13 protein-coding genes are annotated in these 16,112 nt (G+C 72.2%); 4 read left to right on the plus strand and 9 right to left on the minus strand.

Annotated features, from left to right (window positions below):
- Positions 1–31: 31 nt before the first annotated feature.
- The 3 genes from B5D66_RS11270 to wecB form a co-directional block, all read right to left on the minus strand.
- Positions 32–2,167 (minus strand): glycosyltransferase, encoded by a 2,136-nt coding sequence (locus B5D66_RS11270; protein WP_078761727.1) that lies wholly within the window; start codon positions 2,165–2,167, stop codon positions 32–34.
- A gap of 193 nt (positions 2,168–2,360) precedes the next feature.
- The gene (locus tag B5D66_RS11275) at positions 2,361–4,088 is read right to left on the minus strand and encodes a hypothetical protein (RefSeq protein WP_078761633.1); all 1,728 of its coding nucleotides are present in this window, start codon (positions 4,086–4,088) and stop codon (positions 2,361–2,363) included.
- A gap of 96 nt (positions 4,089–4,184) precedes the next feature.
- Entirely contained in the window at positions 4,185–5,303 is a 1,119-nt protein-coding gene (gene wecB / locus B5D66_RS11280) for a non-hydrolyzing UDP-N-acetylglucosamine 2-epimerase (RefSeq protein WP_078761634.1), read from the minus strand.
- 91 nt (positions 5,304–5,394) lie between these two features.
- On the opposite strand from wecB, the gene B5D66_RS11285 reads away from it, so the two are divergent.
- The 4 genes from B5D66_RS11285 (at position 5,395) to B5D66_RS11300 (ending at position 10,640) form a co-directional block, all read left to right on the plus strand.
- Entirely contained in the window at positions 5,395–7,086 is a 1,692-nt protein-coding gene (locus tag B5D66_RS11285) for a glycosyltransferase family 4 protein (protein ID WP_235000927.1), read from the plus strand.
- Between the two features lie 88 nt (positions 7,087–7,174).
- The gene (locus tag B5D66_RS11290; RefSeq protein ID WP_078761636.1) at positions 7,175–8,497 is read left to right on the plus strand and encodes a nucleotide sugar dehydrogenase; all 1,323 of its coding nucleotides are present in this window, start codon (positions 7,175–7,177) and stop codon (positions 8,495–8,497) included.
- A gap of 216 nt (positions 8,498–8,713) precedes the next feature.
- Positions 8,714–9,919 (plus strand): glycosyltransferase family 4 protein, encoded by a 1,206-nt coding sequence (locus B5D66_RS11295; RefSeq protein WP_078761637.1) that lies wholly within the window; start codon positions 8,714–8,716, stop codon positions 9,917–9,919.
- A gap of 112 nt (positions 9,920–10,031) precedes the next feature.
- On the plus strand, positions 10,032–10,640 hold the full coding sequence (locus tag B5D66_RS11300; protein ID WP_078761638.1) for a malonic semialdehyde reductase: 609 nt from the start codon (positions 10,032–10,034) through the stop codon (positions 10,638–10,640).
- Between the two features lie 81 nt (positions 10,641–10,721).
- Here B5D66_RS11300 and B5D66_RS11305 read toward each other — a convergent pair whose 3' ends face one another.
- The 6 genes from B5D66_RS11305 to B5D66_RS11330 form a co-directional block, all read right to left on the minus strand.
- Positions 10,722–11,552: a glycosyltransferase family 2 protein gene (locus B5D66_RS11305; protein ID WP_078761728.1), complete on the minus strand. Its 831-nt coding sequence runs from the start codon at positions 11,550–11,552 to the stop codon at positions 10,722–10,724.
- A gap of 320 nt (positions 11,553–11,872) precedes the next feature.
- On the minus strand, positions 11,873–12,643 hold the full coding sequence (locus tag B5D66_RS11310) for a CDP-alcohol phosphatidyltransferase family protein (protein ID WP_078761639.1): 771 nt from the start codon (positions 12,641–12,643) through the stop codon (positions 11,873–11,875).
- The gene (locus B5D66_RS11315) at positions 12,621–13,670 is read right to left on the minus strand and encodes an iron-containing alcohol dehydrogenase family protein (RefSeq protein WP_078761640.1); all 1,050 of its coding nucleotides are present in this window, start codon (positions 13,668–13,670) and stop codon (positions 12,621–12,623) included. The genes B5D66_RS11310 and B5D66_RS11315 overlap by 23 nt, the downstream gene beginning before the upstream one ends.
- A 5-nt stretch (positions 13,671–13,675) precedes the next feature.
- On the minus strand, positions 13,676–14,407 hold the full coding sequence (locus B5D66_RS11320) for a phosphocholine cytidylyltransferase family protein (protein ID WP_078761641.1): 732 nt from the start codon (positions 14,405–14,407) through the stop codon (positions 13,676–13,678).
- Between the two features lie 43 nt (positions 14,408–14,450).
- The gene (locus B5D66_RS11325) at positions 14,451–15,071 is read right to left on the minus strand and encodes a DUF5941 domain-containing protein (RefSeq protein WP_078761642.1); all 621 of its coding nucleotides are present in this window, start codon (positions 15,069–15,071) and stop codon (positions 14,451–14,453) included.
- 3 nt (positions 15,072–15,074) lie between these two features.
- Positions 15,075–15,995: a hypothetical protein gene (locus B5D66_RS11330; RefSeq protein WP_078761643.1), complete on the minus strand. Its 921-nt coding sequence runs from the start codon at positions 15,993–15,995 to the stop codon at positions 15,075–15,077.
- Positions 15,996–16,112: the final 117 nt, after the last annotated feature.

Consider the following 16,112-nt stretch of genomic DNA (forward strand, 5'->3'; position numbering starts at 1 on the left):
CGCGGAACGCGTCGCCGGCCCCGGACCCGGGCTACTGCGCGGTGAGCGGCGCGAAACGGTCCAGGTCCAGTGGCCGGGGCACGGTCCCGGACACGATGAGGTCGGTCCACATCGCGCAGACCCGGCGCAGCGCGTAGTTCTCGGAGATCTCGGCCTGCGCCGCCCTGCGCGCGGCGTCGAAGCGCCCCTCCGACACGATGGCGTGGATCGCGTCGGCCATCGCCGAGGTGTCCTGGTGCACCCAGCGCTTCGAGTAGATCGTGTCGGCCCCGGGCCAGGCGAGCACCGACGGCACTCCCCCCGAGGCCGCGCACTCGGCCGGCGCCAGGTGGAAACTCTCGTCGTCACTGGTGGACAGCATGAACCCGACACGGCGCAGCCACACCGCCACGTCCGGGCCGAACGGGTCGAAGACCACGCCCTCGGAGAGCCGTTCCGAGCGCTGGATGCGCCGGTAGGTCCGCTCGTAGTAGTCCCGCTCCTCCGTGCGGTTCCAGATCCACCAGTAGTCCCAGGGCTGCTTGGTCTTGACCGCGAGGGTGTAACGCGGGTCCCTGCGGCGCAGCTCGTCGAGTACGTCCAGGCCGCGGTCCAGCCGCTTGCGTGACGGCGCGATGCCGATCATGCCCAGCGTGTACTCGGCTCCCGGCAGCTTGGGCCGGTCGAGCTGCTCGACGTCCACCCAGTTGGGCAGGACGATCACCTTGTCGGCGGGCCACCCGGCGCGTTCCCTGGTGAGGTCGGCGTAGTAGGGGCTCACGCAGATGATGGCGTCGACCTTGTCGATGTCGAGCTTGCGCGGCCACTCCGCGTACAACTCGAACCGGTGCAGGCGGACGAGCAGCCGCTGCCCGGGGCGCTTGTGCTCGGCGTAGAACAGCGCGTTGGGACCGCACCACTCGCAGATGACCACGTCGGCCCAGGCCGCCAGCTCCTTGCTGCGGTACTGGTCGTGGGCGCGCAGCGACTCCCACTCGTCCATGCGGACCTCCAGCCCGGGCAGGGAGGTCAGGTGGTCGGCCAGACGGGTGAAGAACTTCAGGTCGTGGCCCGCGACGACGACCTTCAGGGGGCGGGCCGGATCGGTTCCGGCCGGCGCCTGCGGGAAGGCCAGGTCCAGGTAGCCGCGCAGCCGCTCGGCGGCGCGCTCCAGCGTGAAGCGGGCCGACGCCTGGGCGCAGCGCCGCGCGGCGAAGCGGTAGACCTCGGGGTCGGCGGCCAGGGCGATCGCGTCGGCCGCGGAGTCGAGGTCCTCCCCCGCGTAGAGCGGGTAGTCGGCGCCGAGCAGCTCCTCGTGCATCGGCGTGCGGTTGAGCACGACCGGGAGGCCGAGCCCGCCGAGCTCCAGCACCTTCGTGGACAGCTCCAGGCTCGCGTCCATCTCCGGGTCCCGCCAGGACAGCCCGACATCGCACCCCGCGGACAGGCTCAGCGCCTCGGCCCGCGGACGCCCCCCGTGCCAGGTCACCCCGGGGGTGTCCTCCAGGGCCTTGGCCATCCGCTTGGCCCAGTCCGGGGAGTCGCGGTGGATCTTGTCGCCGATCATGTGGAGCTCGGCCGCGACGCCGCGCTGCTCCAGCGCGCTCGGCAGCTCCGTCATCTCCAGGGTGTTCCAGCGGGGCGCGAACTTGCCGGTGTAGACGAGTTTGAGGGGGGTGTGCGGCTCTCCCGCACCGGCGACCCCCTCCGGCAGGACCACGACGGGCGGGAACAGCACGCTCTTGCCGCAGGCGGCCGGGACCGCCGACTCCAGGAAGCCGCGCAGCTCCTCGGTCTGGCAGAGCAGGAAGCGCGAGGCGACGGCGATGTCGGTGAGCTCGGCGACGGCCGTGGAGGTGAGGTCGGCCACCGTCTGGGGGACGTCGGTGAGGTAGGTCCACAGCCGGCCGGCCAGCGCCTCGGTGTGCGCCGCGATGGCGGCCAGCCTGCGACCGCGCACGACGACGAGGTCGAAGCGGCGTTCGGCGTCGAGCCTGGTGATGAGGGAGACCGCCTGCTCCGGCGTGAGACCGCGCGGCCCGAGGTCGGCGAGGAGGCGCTCCTCGTAGGGGCGGCGCAGGGTCACGCCGGGCACCTCGGTGAGCGGCGCCACCAGGCGGTCCGTCTTCACCTGGGCCTTCAGCAGCAGGGTGACCTCGCACCCGGCGGCCGCCAGGGCCTGGGTCATCGACTGCGCCCAGATCGCCGAGCCGTCAATGATGTTGAGGTCGACGTCGCCGTAGACGAGTGCGCGAATGGTCACGTGTTTCCCTTCGAGAACCTGTCCGCCGGGCGCGTCCGGCGGACTGGGGTGCTTGCCTTGAGCTTGCCGTCGCGGGGCCGGCCGGCGCGCCGGCGTCCCGGGACGGCTCGCGACGTGGTCAGTCCGCGCCGCCGGAGGACCGACCGGACAGCGGCCCCAACGCGAGCAGCCGGGCGCCGTGCCGGTTCCACACCCCGGGGTGCAGGGCGCGGACGAGGAGTCCGCGGCGGGCGAGTTCCGGCTGGATCGCGCCGACGAACACGTAGTCGCGGTCGGCACCGGCCCAGTCGACCGCGTCGGCGTCGGCGGGCGTCCTCTCACCGGGCGTCCCCCAGGCCGCGGCGACGGGGCCGACCGCGTCGGCCCCCGAGCACTCGGCCGCGCACACGGCGTCGGCGAGGAACGCCGCGCCGCGCGGTTCCCGCCACAGCGCCACCCACGGGGTGTCCGCGGCCTCGGCCAGGCGCGCCCAGGCCGCGGGGGACGCGGAATCGGTGCCGACCCCGGGGACGGTGCGCACCGGAAGGCCGTGCGCCCGCAGCCGCTCCACACCGGTCAGGTGCGCGGACTCCTCGGGGACGACGACCTCGGCGGGAGGCCACTCCTGTTTGAGGGCGTCCTCCGCGAGGGCCAGCGAGGTGCCGTCGTCGGCGGGCAGCGCCAGCAGCGTGACGCGCCGTTCCCGCAGGGGCAGGTCCGACCCTCCCGAACCGGGGGCGAGTGTCACCTGACCGAAGATCTCGGCGAGCCGCACCGGCGTGGCGGCCGACAGGTACAGCCGGCGCAGCGCGAGACGCAGCTCCTCGGCCCCGAGCGGGCCGGCCTCGCGCACCTGGGCGAGGCCCATGGCGATCCCCTCGGCGCCCGGGCCGCGCGGACCGGGGTCGACCACGTGCGCCCCGTCGTCGAGCCCGCCCCGCCCGGTGGGGGAGGGGGCCAGGAGCAGGACCCGCGTCCCGCAGGCCAACGCGCGCTCGGCGAGTGACGGGTCGGTGACGACCGCCGCGTCGCTCCCGCGCAGCACGTCGGGCAGCCCGCTCCAGTGCGGCTGGGCGCTGCGCAGTCCCGCGCCGGTGAGCGCCTCCAGGGCCGCGGCGGTCCGGCCGCGCTCGGGCGTCGCCGCGGGGACGTGGACGGGAACCGGGTCGCGGTCGGGCTCGACGGCGACCGGGTTGAAGCGGTGCAGGGGGACGCCGAGATCCCCCTCGTGGACGTGGTCGAACCCCAACCAGGCCAGGGCCGGCGGAGCGGGAGCGTCGGCGACCAGGATCGAGGGGACCCCGCGGGCCGCGGCCGCCTCGACGACCCAGCGCAGCGCGCGGGTGCGGTCGGAGGCGGCCGGATCGCCGGCGTGCGCCCACGCCGTACCCGGCGCGGTGGCCGACGCGGTCACCAGGACCGCGTCGACGTCGACGGAGTCGAACACGGCCTGGGCGTCGTGCGGACGCAACGGCACGACCCGGATGTAGGGGTCGACCGCGGCGCGGGCCTCGGGGGAGAGCACCCCCGCGACGACGAGACGGCCGTCGAGCGGCCCGACCGTGCCGGCCAGCAGCCGCGACTCCTGGCGCTCGGCCTCGTAGGAGCGCACCGGCTGGGCGGGACGCCGTCGTCCCGCGGCCTGTCTGGTGCGCGTGCTGCCGCGCCACAGCCGGTACAGGTCACGCGGCAGCCGGACGAGACCACGGGCCGGCCGCTTCGCCGCGGCCGTCAGGGCCCGGCCCACCTGGAGCGAGGTGGACCCCTCCAGGGCCGCCAGGCGCGCTTGGGCCTCGTGGAGCTGGGCCTCCCGTTCGGTGAGCGCTCGGCGGAGTTGTTCGGTCTGGCTCTGTTCACGCCGCTTCATCGGCGGTCCTCCTGCGCGAGGTGGGGCGGGGGGCAGGCGAGGGCCGCCCCCACGGTCCGGCGGGGCGGGGCTGGGATCGGGTCCCGGTCACCGGCATCATCCCAGTTCCCCGGCGAGCACGGCGGCGATGCGCTCGCCCGCCCGGCCGTCCCACAGCGGGGGGACCTCGGCGAGGGTGGTGCCGCCGAGCGCGTCGCCGGCGAGGATCTTGGCGACCAGGCCGGGCAGTTCCGACTCCACGACGAGGCGGTTGGTGCCGTGGGTGATGGTGATGGGCCGTTCGGTGTTGGGACGCAGCGTGAGGCAGGGAACGCCGAGGATCGTGGTCTCCTCCTGCACTCCGCCGGAGTCGGTGACGACCGCGGTGGAGCCGCGCACCAGCGTCACGAACTCGACGTAGCCCAGCGGTTCCAGCAGGTGGACCCGCGGGTGGTCGCCGAGGCCGGCCGCCTCGAACGCGGCCCGGCCGCGCGGGTGGACCGGCATCACCACGTCCACGGAGTCGGCGACCTCGTGCAGCCGCGCGACCAGGCGGGCCACCGTGGCGGGGTCGTCGACGTTGGCGGGACGGTGCAGCGTCGCGGCGACGTAGGTGTCGGGCAGGTCCCGGGTGCCGCGCAGGGCCGCGACGTCGAAGCGGTCGAGGTTGGCGAGCAGGGTGTCGATCATCGGGTTGCCGACGAGGTGGACCGACTCGGGGGCGATCCCCTCGTTGGCGAGGTGGGCGACGGCCTCGGGGCTGGTCGCAAAGCACAGGTCGGAGAGCTGGTCGGTGACCCGGCGGTTGACCTCCTCGGGCATCGACCAGTCGAACGACCGCAGCCCTGCCTCCACGTGGGCGACGGGTATGTGCAGCTTGGCCGCGACGAGCGCGGCGGCGAGGGTCGAGTTCACGTCGCCGTACACGATGACGAACGCGGGTGAACGGTTGGTGAACTCCTGTTCGAGACCGACCAGCAGCGCCGCGGTCTGCGCGGCGTGCGATCCCGACCCCACGCCCAGGTCGACGTCGGGACGGGGCAGGCCCAGTTCACGGAAGAAGACCGCCGACATCCGGTCGTCGTAGTGCTGCCCGGTGTGCACGACAGCCTGCCGGATCCCACGGGACTCCAAGGCCGCGACCACGGGTGCCGCCTTGACGAAGTTGGGCCGCGCGCCGACGATGTGGACGACCTCGGCGCCCGGCTCGACGGTGCTGTTCGGTGCAGACGACATTGCGTTCCCTTCGCGAAACATACTGTTCGGTCCCGTGCGCGACGCCGCGACGTCACCGGGAGGTCACTCCGGCGTGGTTGCATTCCCGGCTGTGCGCAACATCGTGAAAGCGGGTACCTTCACCGCGACCCTGACCCTGCGGCACCTGCGGGAGGAGCCCGCCCGTCTGCCGCTGCTCGGCCTGCGGCTGCTGCCCGGCCCCGTCCGGCGGGGCGCCCGCGGCCTCGGCTCCCGGCTCGGCACCCTGCCCGCGGCCTACGCGCTGTGGGACGCGGGTCGCCGAGCGGAGGCCGTCGAGACGATCCGCGACGCCGGCCGCGACACCTCCCCCCGACGCCTGGCCAGACTGGCCTCGTTCGCCGTCGCCATCGAGCGCCCCGACCTGGCCGGGGAGCTGATCGCGCGGCTTCCCGAGGGCCGGAACCGTGCCGAGCTGACGCACCGCCTGGAGCTCAAGACCGGACGCGCCGTCCGCACCAGAGCCCCGGGACAGTGGGACGCCGTCAGCGTAACCCCGGGGCGGAGAACTCCGAGCTACGCCGCGATGAACGGTCGGGTACTGCACGTGGTCACCAACGCGCTCCCGCACACCAACGCGGGTTACACCCAGCGGACCCACCGCATCGCCCTGGGGCAGCGCTCCGTGGGGCTGGACCCGCACGTGCTCACCCGCGTGGGCTACCCGCTGACCAAGGGGATTCCCGACACCCGCCCCCGGGTGGAGGTGGACGGCATCCCCTACCACCGGTTGCTGCCGTGGACCGCGCCGCGCGACGCCGAGGAGGAGCTGCGGGTCGCACTGCGCATGGCCGCGCCGCTGGTGGAGCGCCTGCGCCCCGAGGTGCTGCACGCGGCGAGCAACCACCACAACGGGCGGCTGGCACTGGAACTGGGACGGCGCTACGGCCTTCCGGTGGTCTATGAGGTGCGGGGGTTCCTTGAGGAGTCATGGCTCTCCCGCGACCCCTCGCGCAGCACCGACGACGCCTTCTACCGAAGTGAGCGCGCCCAGGAGACCGCGTGCATGAAGGCGGCGGACCTGGTGGTCACGCTCGGCGCGACGATGCGGGCCGACATCATCGCGCGCGGCGTGGAGCCCGAGAAGGTCATCGTGGTGCCCAACGCCGTGGACGAGAGCTTCCTGGAGCCGCTGCCGGACGGCGCCGGGTTGCGTGCCGAGCTCGGCATCGGTCCCGAGGAGTTCGTGGTGGGGACCACGACGAGCTGCTACGGCTACGAGGGGTTGGACACGCTGGTCGACGCGGTGGCGGCGCTGCGCCGTCGCGGTGTGGCGGCGCACGCGCTGGTCGTCGGGGACGGCCCCGAACTGGGGGCGCTGCGCGAGCGCGCCGCGCGCGCCGGGCTCGAGGGGGCCGCGCACTTCCCCGGCCGGGTTCCGGCGGGCGAGGTCCGCCGCTACCACGCGGTGCTGGACGTGTTCGCGGTGCCGCGGCGCGACGAGCGGGTGGGACGGTTGGTGACCCCGTTGAAGCCGGTGGAGGCAATGGCCGGAGGCATTCCGGTTGTCGCCAGTGATTTGGAGGCGCTCGCGGAAATCGTGGAACCGGGAGTGACGGGGGAGTTAATTCCTCCAAACGACTCCGAAACTCTGGCCAATTGCCTGGAAAGTCTGTTTTACAGTCAGAGAACGCGAGATTCTTACGCTCTCGCCGCACGTCAGCGGGTGGGTCGGGACCGTACATGGAACGCCGCCGCATACCGCTATCACGAGGCATATTCTGAGCTGAGGCGAAGATTGTCCGAAGCAGGCCACTTTGTGTAATGGTGGCCAACGCGGAACTAATCTCGGACGTCTAGCGACGGAAACATTCCTCGACATCCCACACCTTTCACCGCGAGGGGGACCATCTGTGGACGTCGACACCTCCACTTCCGATCTTGCCGTCATCGGCCTGGGGTACGTGGGACTTCCCCTGGCCCATGAGGCGACCCGGATCGGGCTCAAGGTCATCGGACTCGACGTCAACACGCGCGTGGTCGACGGTCTGGCCGCCGGGAAGTCCCACGTTGACGACCTGTCCGACCGTGACGTGGCCGGCATGCTGGCCGCGGGTTTTCGGGCCACCACCGACGCGAGCCTGCTGGCCGAGGCCAGGACCATCGTGATCTGCGTCCCGACCCCGCTGTCCGACGAAGGCGGTCCCGACCTCGGTGCCGTCACCTCCGCGGCGAAGTCGATCGCGGCCCACCTGCGTCCCGGAACGCTGGTCGTCTTGGAGTCGACCACCTACCCGGGGACCACCGAGGAGGTCGTCCGCCCGATCCTGGAGGAGTCGGGGCTGGTCGCCGGCGAGGACTTCCACCTCGCCTTCTCGCCCGAGCGCATCGACCCGGGCAACCCGTCCTTCGGCGTCGCCAACACGCCCAAGGTCGTCGGCGGGCTGACCGAGCGCTGCGGCGAACTCGCCGCGTCCTTCTACGGCAAGTTCGTCCAGACCGTCGTCCAGGCCCGCGGCACTCGCGAGGCCGAGATGGCCAAGCTCCTGGAGAACACCTACCGGCACGTCAACATCGCGCTGGTCAACGAGATGGCGATCTTCTGCCAGGAGCTCGGCGTCGACCTGTGGGACTCGATCGCCTGCGCCTCGACCAAGCCGTTCGGCTTCCAGGCGTTCTACCCGGGTCCCGGTGTGGGCGGCCACTGCATTCCCATCGACCCCAACTACCTGTCCTACAAGGTGAAGACGCTGGGCTATCCCTTCCGCTTCGTGGAGCTGGCCCAGGAGATCAACGCCCGCATGCCCGCCTACGTGCTCCAGCGGGCGCAGGAGCTGCTCAACGACGCCGGACTGGCGCTGTCGCGCTCGAAGGTGCTCCTGCTCGGCGTCACCTACAAGGCCGACATCGCCGACCAGCGTGAGTCCCCGGCGCGGCCGGTGGCGCGCAAGCTGGCCGACAAGGGGGCGACGCTGACCTACCACGACCCCCACGTCGCCGAGTGGACGGTCAACGGGCGCAGCGTGCCCCGCCGCGAGGACCTGGTCGAGGCGCTGCGCGAGGCCGACCTCACCATCTTGGTGACCGACCACAGCGAGTACCAGGCCGACCTGCTCGTCGAGCACGCCCGGCTCCTGCTGGACACCCGTGGCGTCCTGCGCCGGCTGCCCCCGTCGGGGGTGGCCGCCCAGCGCACGACCGCGCAGATCGAGCGCGAGGGCGTGCAGGTCCTGTAGCCCCGCCGGTTCGTCCGGGAGCGCCCGCCGTGTCCACGGCGGGCGCTTCGCCGTGGAGGACCGAAAGGGGATTCATTCGTCCCACCCCAGCCCGTAACCCGGCTTTTCACCCGCTGTTTCCCTGACTCCCTATCGTGGCGCTCGTCAAGGTTCCGCCGTTCCGGGCGAACCGACCCAGGCACTCCCACACGGTGGGAAGAGGCAGGTGAGGCGGCAATGCACGCACTCGTGGCCACCGTGGTCCACCACCCCGAGGACGCGCGCATCCTGCACCGGCAGATCCGCGCACTGCTCGACGCCGGGCACGATGTCACCTACGTCGCGCCGTTTCGCGAGCGCGGCGTCACCCCCTGGCGGGAGCTGACGGCGGTGGACGTTCCCCGCGCCGCCGGCCGCAACCGGTTGAAGGCGCTGCGGGCGGCGCGCCGGGCGCTGGCCGAACACGCGCCAGACGCCGACCTGCTGCTGTTCCACGACCCGGAGCTGCTGCTCGCGCTCCCCCGCAAGCGCCCGGTGACGGTGTGGGACGTCCACGAGGACGCCGCCGCCGCGCTCCTGACCAAGCCGTGGGTGCCCAAGCCGCTGCGCCGTCCCCTCGCCCCGATCGTGCGCGGCTTCGAGCGCCGGGCCGAGCGGCGGATGCGCCTGCTGCTGGCCGAGGAGGGCTACCGCGACCGTTTCCGTGTCGCGCACCCGGTCGTCCCCAACACCACCTACGTCCCCGAGCGGCCGGCCCGCGAACCCGGCCGGGACCGCGTCGTCTACCTGGGCCAGGTTTCGGCCGCGCGCGGCGCGCGCGAACTGGTGGAACTGGGACGCCTCCTGCGCCCGCACGGTGTCAGCGTCGAGGTGATCGGCGCCGCCGATCCCCAGGTCCGCACCCTGCTGCGGGAGGCGCAGCAGGAGGGGGCGATCCGCTGGTACGGGTTCGTCCCCAACGACCAGGCCCTGCGGATGGTCAGCGGCGCCCTGGCCGGGATCTGCCTGCTGCACGACACCCCGAACTACCGTCACTCGGTGCCGACCAAGGTCATCGAGTACATGGCGCACGGGCTGCCGGTGGTGACCTCCCCGAATCCCTCGGCCGAGGCCCTGGTGACCGGCCAGCCTCAGGGCGAGTGCGGGATCGTCGTCCCCTTCGAGGACCCCTCCGCGGCGGCCGGGGCGGTGCTGCGGCTGCGTGAGGACGCCGCTCTGCGTGAGCGCATGGCCCGGACCGGACACCAGATCGCCCGCGCCCGGTTCCACTGGCCGGTGCAGGCGGCCTCCTTCGTCCGGCGGTTGGAGGAGTGGGCGGGCGTCGCCCCGTCCGCCTCCGGCGCCTTCCCTCCCGACGGGCTTCCCGTCCAGGGAGGGCCCGATCCGGCGGCGCTGGTGGGCTCCCCCATCGCCACGGGGACGGCCGCTCCCTCCCGAAGGTGAGGAAGTGTGGTTCCCACCACGATCGGCAACCGGAATTGTTTCCCGGGAAGATGAGTTGATGTTCCATGTCCCTCTCTGGGACATGGAACTTTTTCTTCACGAGGTGGGAAGCATGACCGACATCATCGAGCCGCTCGCGCTGTCCAAGGACGCCCAGGACCTGCTGTTCCGCAGCGCGCGCACGGCCAACGCGTTCACCGACGAGCCGGTCACCGAAGACCAGGTGCGCGCGATTCACGACCTCGTGAAGTACGCCCCGACCTCGATGAACATCCAGCCGCTGCGGGTGACGCTGCTGCGTTCGCGCGAGAGCCGCGAGCGTCTCGTCCAGCACATGGCCGAGGGCAACCAGGCCAAGACGCTGAACGCGCCGCTCACCGCGATCCTCTCCCTCGACGGCGACTTCCACGAGCGGGCCGGCGAGTTCTTCCCCGACCGCGAGGAGATGATCAAGGGGCTGTTCGGCTCGGACGAGGCCATGCGCCTGAGCACCGCCCAGCTCAACGCGGCGTTGCAGATCGGCTACTTCATCATCGGCGTGCGGGCCGCCGGTCTGGCCGCCGGCCCGATGACCGGTTTCGACGCGGCGGCGATCGACGCGGAGTTCTTCTCCGGGTCCGCCCGCAAGACGCTGGTCGTGGTGAACATCGGCCGCCCCGCGGGTGAGAACTTCCCGCGTCTGCCGCGTCTGCGCTACGAGGATGTCGTGACCGAGCTGTAGGACGCGCTCGCCTCCCGCCGTCATGGCGGAAAGGGGCCTCCCGCCGATCGGCGGGAGGCCCCTTTCCGCGGGACATCCCGATCAGATGATCGGCGGGCGCCCCACACGGGTCATCCGCCAGGCCGTGGACCACTTGATGGGCGTGCGCGGACCCGCGTCCTCGCGCCATCCCTCGCGGAAGCCCGCGAACCAGGCCCGCAGCGCCGGACGGGAACGTTCGCGCAGCAGCGTGATGGCCACCCAGGTTCCCAGGTAGCACAGCGCCAGGGGCCAGGGAAGGTTACGCCGGGCCAGCCAGACCCGGTTGCGGGCGTTGAGCCGGTAGAAGTCCTCGTGGCGGGTCGGGGCCACCGCCGGGTGGTACATGACCGCCTCGGCGTCGTAGACGATGTCGTAACCCGCGTCGAGGATCCGCCAGGCGAGGTCGGTCTCCTCGTGGGCGTAGAAGAACTCCCCGGGCAGGCCCCCGCCCTGTTCGAAGGCGGTGCGGCGGATCGCGCAGGCACCCCCGAGGAAGGTCGTGACCGCGCTGGAGCGCTGGGGGTCCCCCGCCCGCAGCCGCGGAACGTGCCTGCGCTGGTCGGGGCCGCCGTCGGGGTCGGCGATACGGAAGGAGATGGCACCGAGCCCGGGGTCGGCGGCGAAGCGGTCGTGGACGTGCCGGGCCAGGTCCCGGGAACGGTACCACCCGTCGTCGTCGAGGAACAGGATGATGTCGCCCGCGCTGGCCTTGACGCCCTCGTTGCGCCCGGCGGGGATGCCGACGTTCTCGGGCAGGCGTAGCGTGACGACGCCCTCGGGGAGTTCGGGGAGGTCGGCGCCGTTGCCGACGACGACGACCTCGACATCGGCCCCCTCCTGCTGGAGGACACTGTCGATCGCGCGCCGTAGTTCCGCGGGACGGTTGCCCATCGTCAACAGGACACAGGAGATCTTCACCCGTTGTCCACCCTCCCGACCCGCGCGCGTCCGGCTCTGTTCACCCGCACTGGAGCCTAGCCCGTCATCCGCCCCACGCGGGCGAAGGGCGGACTGCGCGGAGGGATCGGTGCCGCCGTCCTGCGGACGGGTGTGCGAGGGAGCGGGAGTGGTCATGGGAACCGTTCATCCAGGTGGACATCTGGTTGACGACAGTCAACCATTCCACGAATCGGGTAACGAAAAGATAAGGGAAGGTTTCCCGGTGGCCTCCGGGTGGGAAGGGGCCGGCCCGCCGGGGCCGCCCCCTTCCGTCAGTGCAACCGGCGCGACGCCAGCACGCTGATCAGGTGCAGCACCGACTGGAGCGCCGCCACGGCGACGCACAGCGCCATGAGCACCTGTGTGGCCAGCAGGTCACCGCGCACCACGTCGACGACGGCGACGACGACCACGATCAGCGACAGCTCCACCGCCTGGATGATGCGGTGGAAACGCAGCGCCGAGGCGAACTTGCGCGCCAGGCTCAGCCCGGACGAACGCGGCTGGAGGGCCGCCTCGGAGACCTGCTCGCTGAGCCCGGCCTTGGCCCGGGCGACCACGACGTTGTCCGTCTCGGCCTTGATCAACGCCGCGCCGAGCGCCGCGGCCATGCCCGCGATCACCCAGCCGCCCGCGTCGAACCCGCCCTGGGCCCGGATGCCCAGGCCGATGAGCAGCGCGATCTCGGCGAGGTAGTGACCGATGCGGTCCAGGTAGATCCCCGCCACGCTCGTCCGTCCGGTGAAGCGGGCCACCTCGCCGTCGGAACAGTCGAGCAGGAGGTAGACCTGCACGAGCACGGCGGCCAGGAGCGCCGTCCACAGCCCGCCGAACGCGAGCACCACACCGGCGAGCACACCGCAGGCCATCATCAGGTAGGTGATGGAGTTGGGGGACGTGCCCATCCGGACGAAGACGGTGCTCACGTACGGCGAGATGTCCCGCATGTAGAGCCGGCCGGCCCAGTGCTCCTCGTTGCGACGCTCCTTGATCCCGGGGGGCTGCCCCCCGGCGCGGACCTCAGCGACCGAAGGCTTCGACATACTCACCCACACTCGCGCGGATGTCCGCCTCGGACAGGTCCAGGTGTTCCAGGATGGTGTAGCGGCCCGGCCGCGTCTCGGGGGCGTAGGCCACCGCGCGGACGAACTGCTCCTCGTCCAGACCGATGTCCGAGGGGAGGACGGGCAGGTCGTGACGGCGCAGGCAGGCGTGGATGTCCCACATCCGCGTCTCCCCCTGCCCCTGGTGGCGGTTGCGCAGGAAGTAGGCGTAGAGCGCGCCGATCCCGGCGAGCTCGCCGTGGTTGCTCGTCCCCGGGTAGAGCTGGGTGATCGAGTGCAGGATCTCGTGGCAGGCGCCACTGGCGGGACGGCTGGAACCCGCCACCGACATCGCCATGCCCGAGAGCACCAGCGCCTCCGCCAACGCGGTCAGGAACTCCTGGGAGTCCACCGAGTCGGTGCGGTGCACGATCGCCTCGGCGGCGACCCGCGCGAAGGTGACCGCGATGCCGTCCACCGGCTCGCCCAGCTCACGGCCGGCCAGCTCCCAGTCGGCGATGGCCGAGAGGTTGCTGATGGCGTCGCCGATCCCCGAGCGGACCAGCCGCTGGGGCGCGGCGCGCACGTAGTCGATGTCGACGACCACCGCGATGGGCATGGTCACGCCGATCGAGGGTTTGCCCCCCTCGTGCTCCAGGGAGCTGACCGGTGAGGCGATGCCGTCGTGGGACAGGTTGGTCGCCACGGCGACCATGGGGATGCCCGCCATCGTCGCCGCGTACTTGGTGACGTCGATCGTCTTGCCGCCGCCGATCCCGGCGACGGCCTCGTAGGCGCCGGCCCGCAGTTTCTTGCCGAGCTCGGTCGCCGCGTCCACGCTGCCGCCGTCGACCCGGAAGACCTCGCAGTTGGGCAGGTCGAGGTCGGCCGCGATCTGGGCGCCCTGACCCGGGCCCACGGCGACGGCGATGCGGCCCTCGGTCGCGATCCGGCGGTCGGCCAGCACCGTGCCGAGGTCGGCGATGGCGCCCCGGCGCACGTCGATCGCGAGGGGGGAGGCGACCATTCGGGCTAGTAGCGGCATGCGATCTCCCGAGCCCGGGCCAGGTCGTCGTGGTTGTCCACCTCGACCCACTCGACCTTGCCGATGGGGGCCACCGCGATCTTGGCGCCGCGGTCGACCAGCTCCTGGTACCCGTCCTCGTAGTAGAGCTGCGGGTCCCGCTCCCAGGTGGCCCGCAAAGCGTCGGCGAGACGGTCGGCCAGGGTGGACTCGATGAGGGTCGCGCCGATGTACTCTCCGGCCGCGGTGGCCGGGTCCATCAGCTTGGTGATGCGCTTGAGGTGACCGCTGTCGTCCAGCGTCACCTTCATCTCCTCGTCGGCAAGGCTTTTCACATTGTCCACCGCGAGGAGGAGTTCCGGTCCCCTGGCGGCGAGTAGCGTCTCCTCGACGGACACCGGGTGGACGGTGTCCCCGTTGACCAGGAGGACCCCCTCGGAGAAGTACTCGCGAGCGGTCCACAGGGAGTAGGCGTTGTTCCACTCCTCGGCCTTGTCGTTGTGGACCAGGGTCAACTTGACACCGTGGCGACGCTCCAGCGTCTCCTTGCGCTCCTCGACCGCGCCGGCGCAGTAGCCCACGACGACCACGACGTCGGTGAGGCCGACGGCGGCGAGGTTGCGCAGCGAGATGTCCATGATGGTGGTGTCACCGTCGACCGGCACCAACGCCTTGGGCAGGGTGTCGGTGTAGGGGCGCAGCCGGCGGCCCGCTCCCGCGGCAAGAACCATACCGAGCATGTAGGCGCCTTCCTCCTTATGTTCCGGAGGCGTCCATGCCTCCTCAATCGTTTGGCGGCTCGTCCGCCGTTCGGGTGACCGGGGTGGCGAGCCAGGTCGCCGCGCTCTCTCGTACGAGCAGTACCAGCAGGTACCCCGCCAGCAGACCATAGGCGAACGGCAGCCAGCCGAGCGTCCCGCCGGCGGCGATGAGCAGCATCCGCCCGTCCCATCCGAGCATCGCGCGCGTGATCCAGGAAGGGGGGCGGACTCCGCAGCGTGTGCGGTGCGCGACGTCGCAATGGTGGAGGACGATCGCTGTCAAGAGTACGAACACCAGCGGTCCCGGTACACCGGATCCTAGGCCGAGCGCGAGCAGGTAAAGATACTCCGTTCCGCGCAGGACCGGCGGGACCATCCAATCAAACCGTCCGTCGTGCGGATGCGCCGAGGCCACTCCCGAGAGCAGCAGCGCGGCCACCGGTGCGAACAGGGTAATGCCTTGCAGTTCGCCGGGGCCGGCCAGGAGGAGCACGAGGGTGACGAGCGCGCCGGCCAGAGCCGGCAGCAGCGGCGGCAGGGAACCGGCCACCAGCCGACCGAAACCGTCGCTGAGGTGACCATCATCACGGAGAAGTCGCAGGTCGAGCCGGTTGGGAGCGGACGGCGGCGCCACCGGGGGCATGGGTCACCTCGTACGGTCGTGGCCGGACGTCCCGGCGAGGTCCCCCACCACCGCCAGGACGCATCCGGCGATCAATGCGATGAAGGTCACCCGCCCGTCCCACACTGTCACGGTGACGGCGATGACCACGAATCGGTGCGTCTGGGGGAACGCGACGATCCGGCGCAGCAGCCCTGAGGACGCGGGGGCCGCCCGGCGGGGCCTGGGCCGCCCCTCTCCGGCGTTGTCGGCGGACACGGGGGCCTGGGGGAGGGTGGCGATGGCCCTACGCGCGCGCGCCGTCCTGATCCGCTCCCGTGGCCGGGCGGACCGGGCCCGGCCGGGCCCGGTCTCGCGGTCGTTGCGTCCCGGCGGAGCCGGCCGGGGCGCCCCCAGGATCTCGTTGGCCAGCGACTGGTCGGAGGGGGAACGCCCACCGGGCCGGCCGGGGTCGAGGGCGTCGAGCGGGGTGGCCGGGCGCACGGCGTGCTCGGAGTTCCGCGAGGGGAGGACCGGCCCATCTGGCGACGCGGTGGAGGACATGACGACCGATTCGCGCAGCGCGTGCGCGATCAGCGCCCCCGCCGCCCACGTCCAGGCCCCGGGGATCCCGGCCGCCACGGCACCGGCCGCGACCCCCGCGTAGACGACGTACTCGCGCAGGACGCGCAGCACCGCGCGGAACCAGGCGGTGAAGGCGTCACGACGGGCGCGGCCCAACTCCGCCCCGACCGCGTCGGCGAACCACGCGGCGGCGAGCAGGAGGGAGCCGAACAGCGCGCCGCGCGGCCCCGGTTCGCTGAACCACACCGCGGAGAGCCCGCACAGCAGTAACCCGATCCAGGCCAGGCGGGCCGGCGCGAGCGAGCGGCGGGCCACCCAACCGGCGGCGCCGCGGGTCACGGGACGCAGCAGGGACACGTCATCCGCGGCGGTCTGCGTCACGGCGGTCCCCTCTCCCGTACTCCTCGTGCCGTAACCGTTACCCAGGGCGCGCCGGTTGGCAAGTCCGACGCGCCGACCCGTACCGGCCGGAAGGGGCCCATTCGCCGCCGCGGGCGC

It is taken from the genome of Marinactinospora thermotolerans DSM 45154 (assembly GCF_900167435.1).
GTDB classification, from domain to species: Bacteria; Actinomycetota; Actinomycetes; order Streptosporangiales; family Streptosporangiaceae; genus Marinactinospora; species Marinactinospora thermotolerans.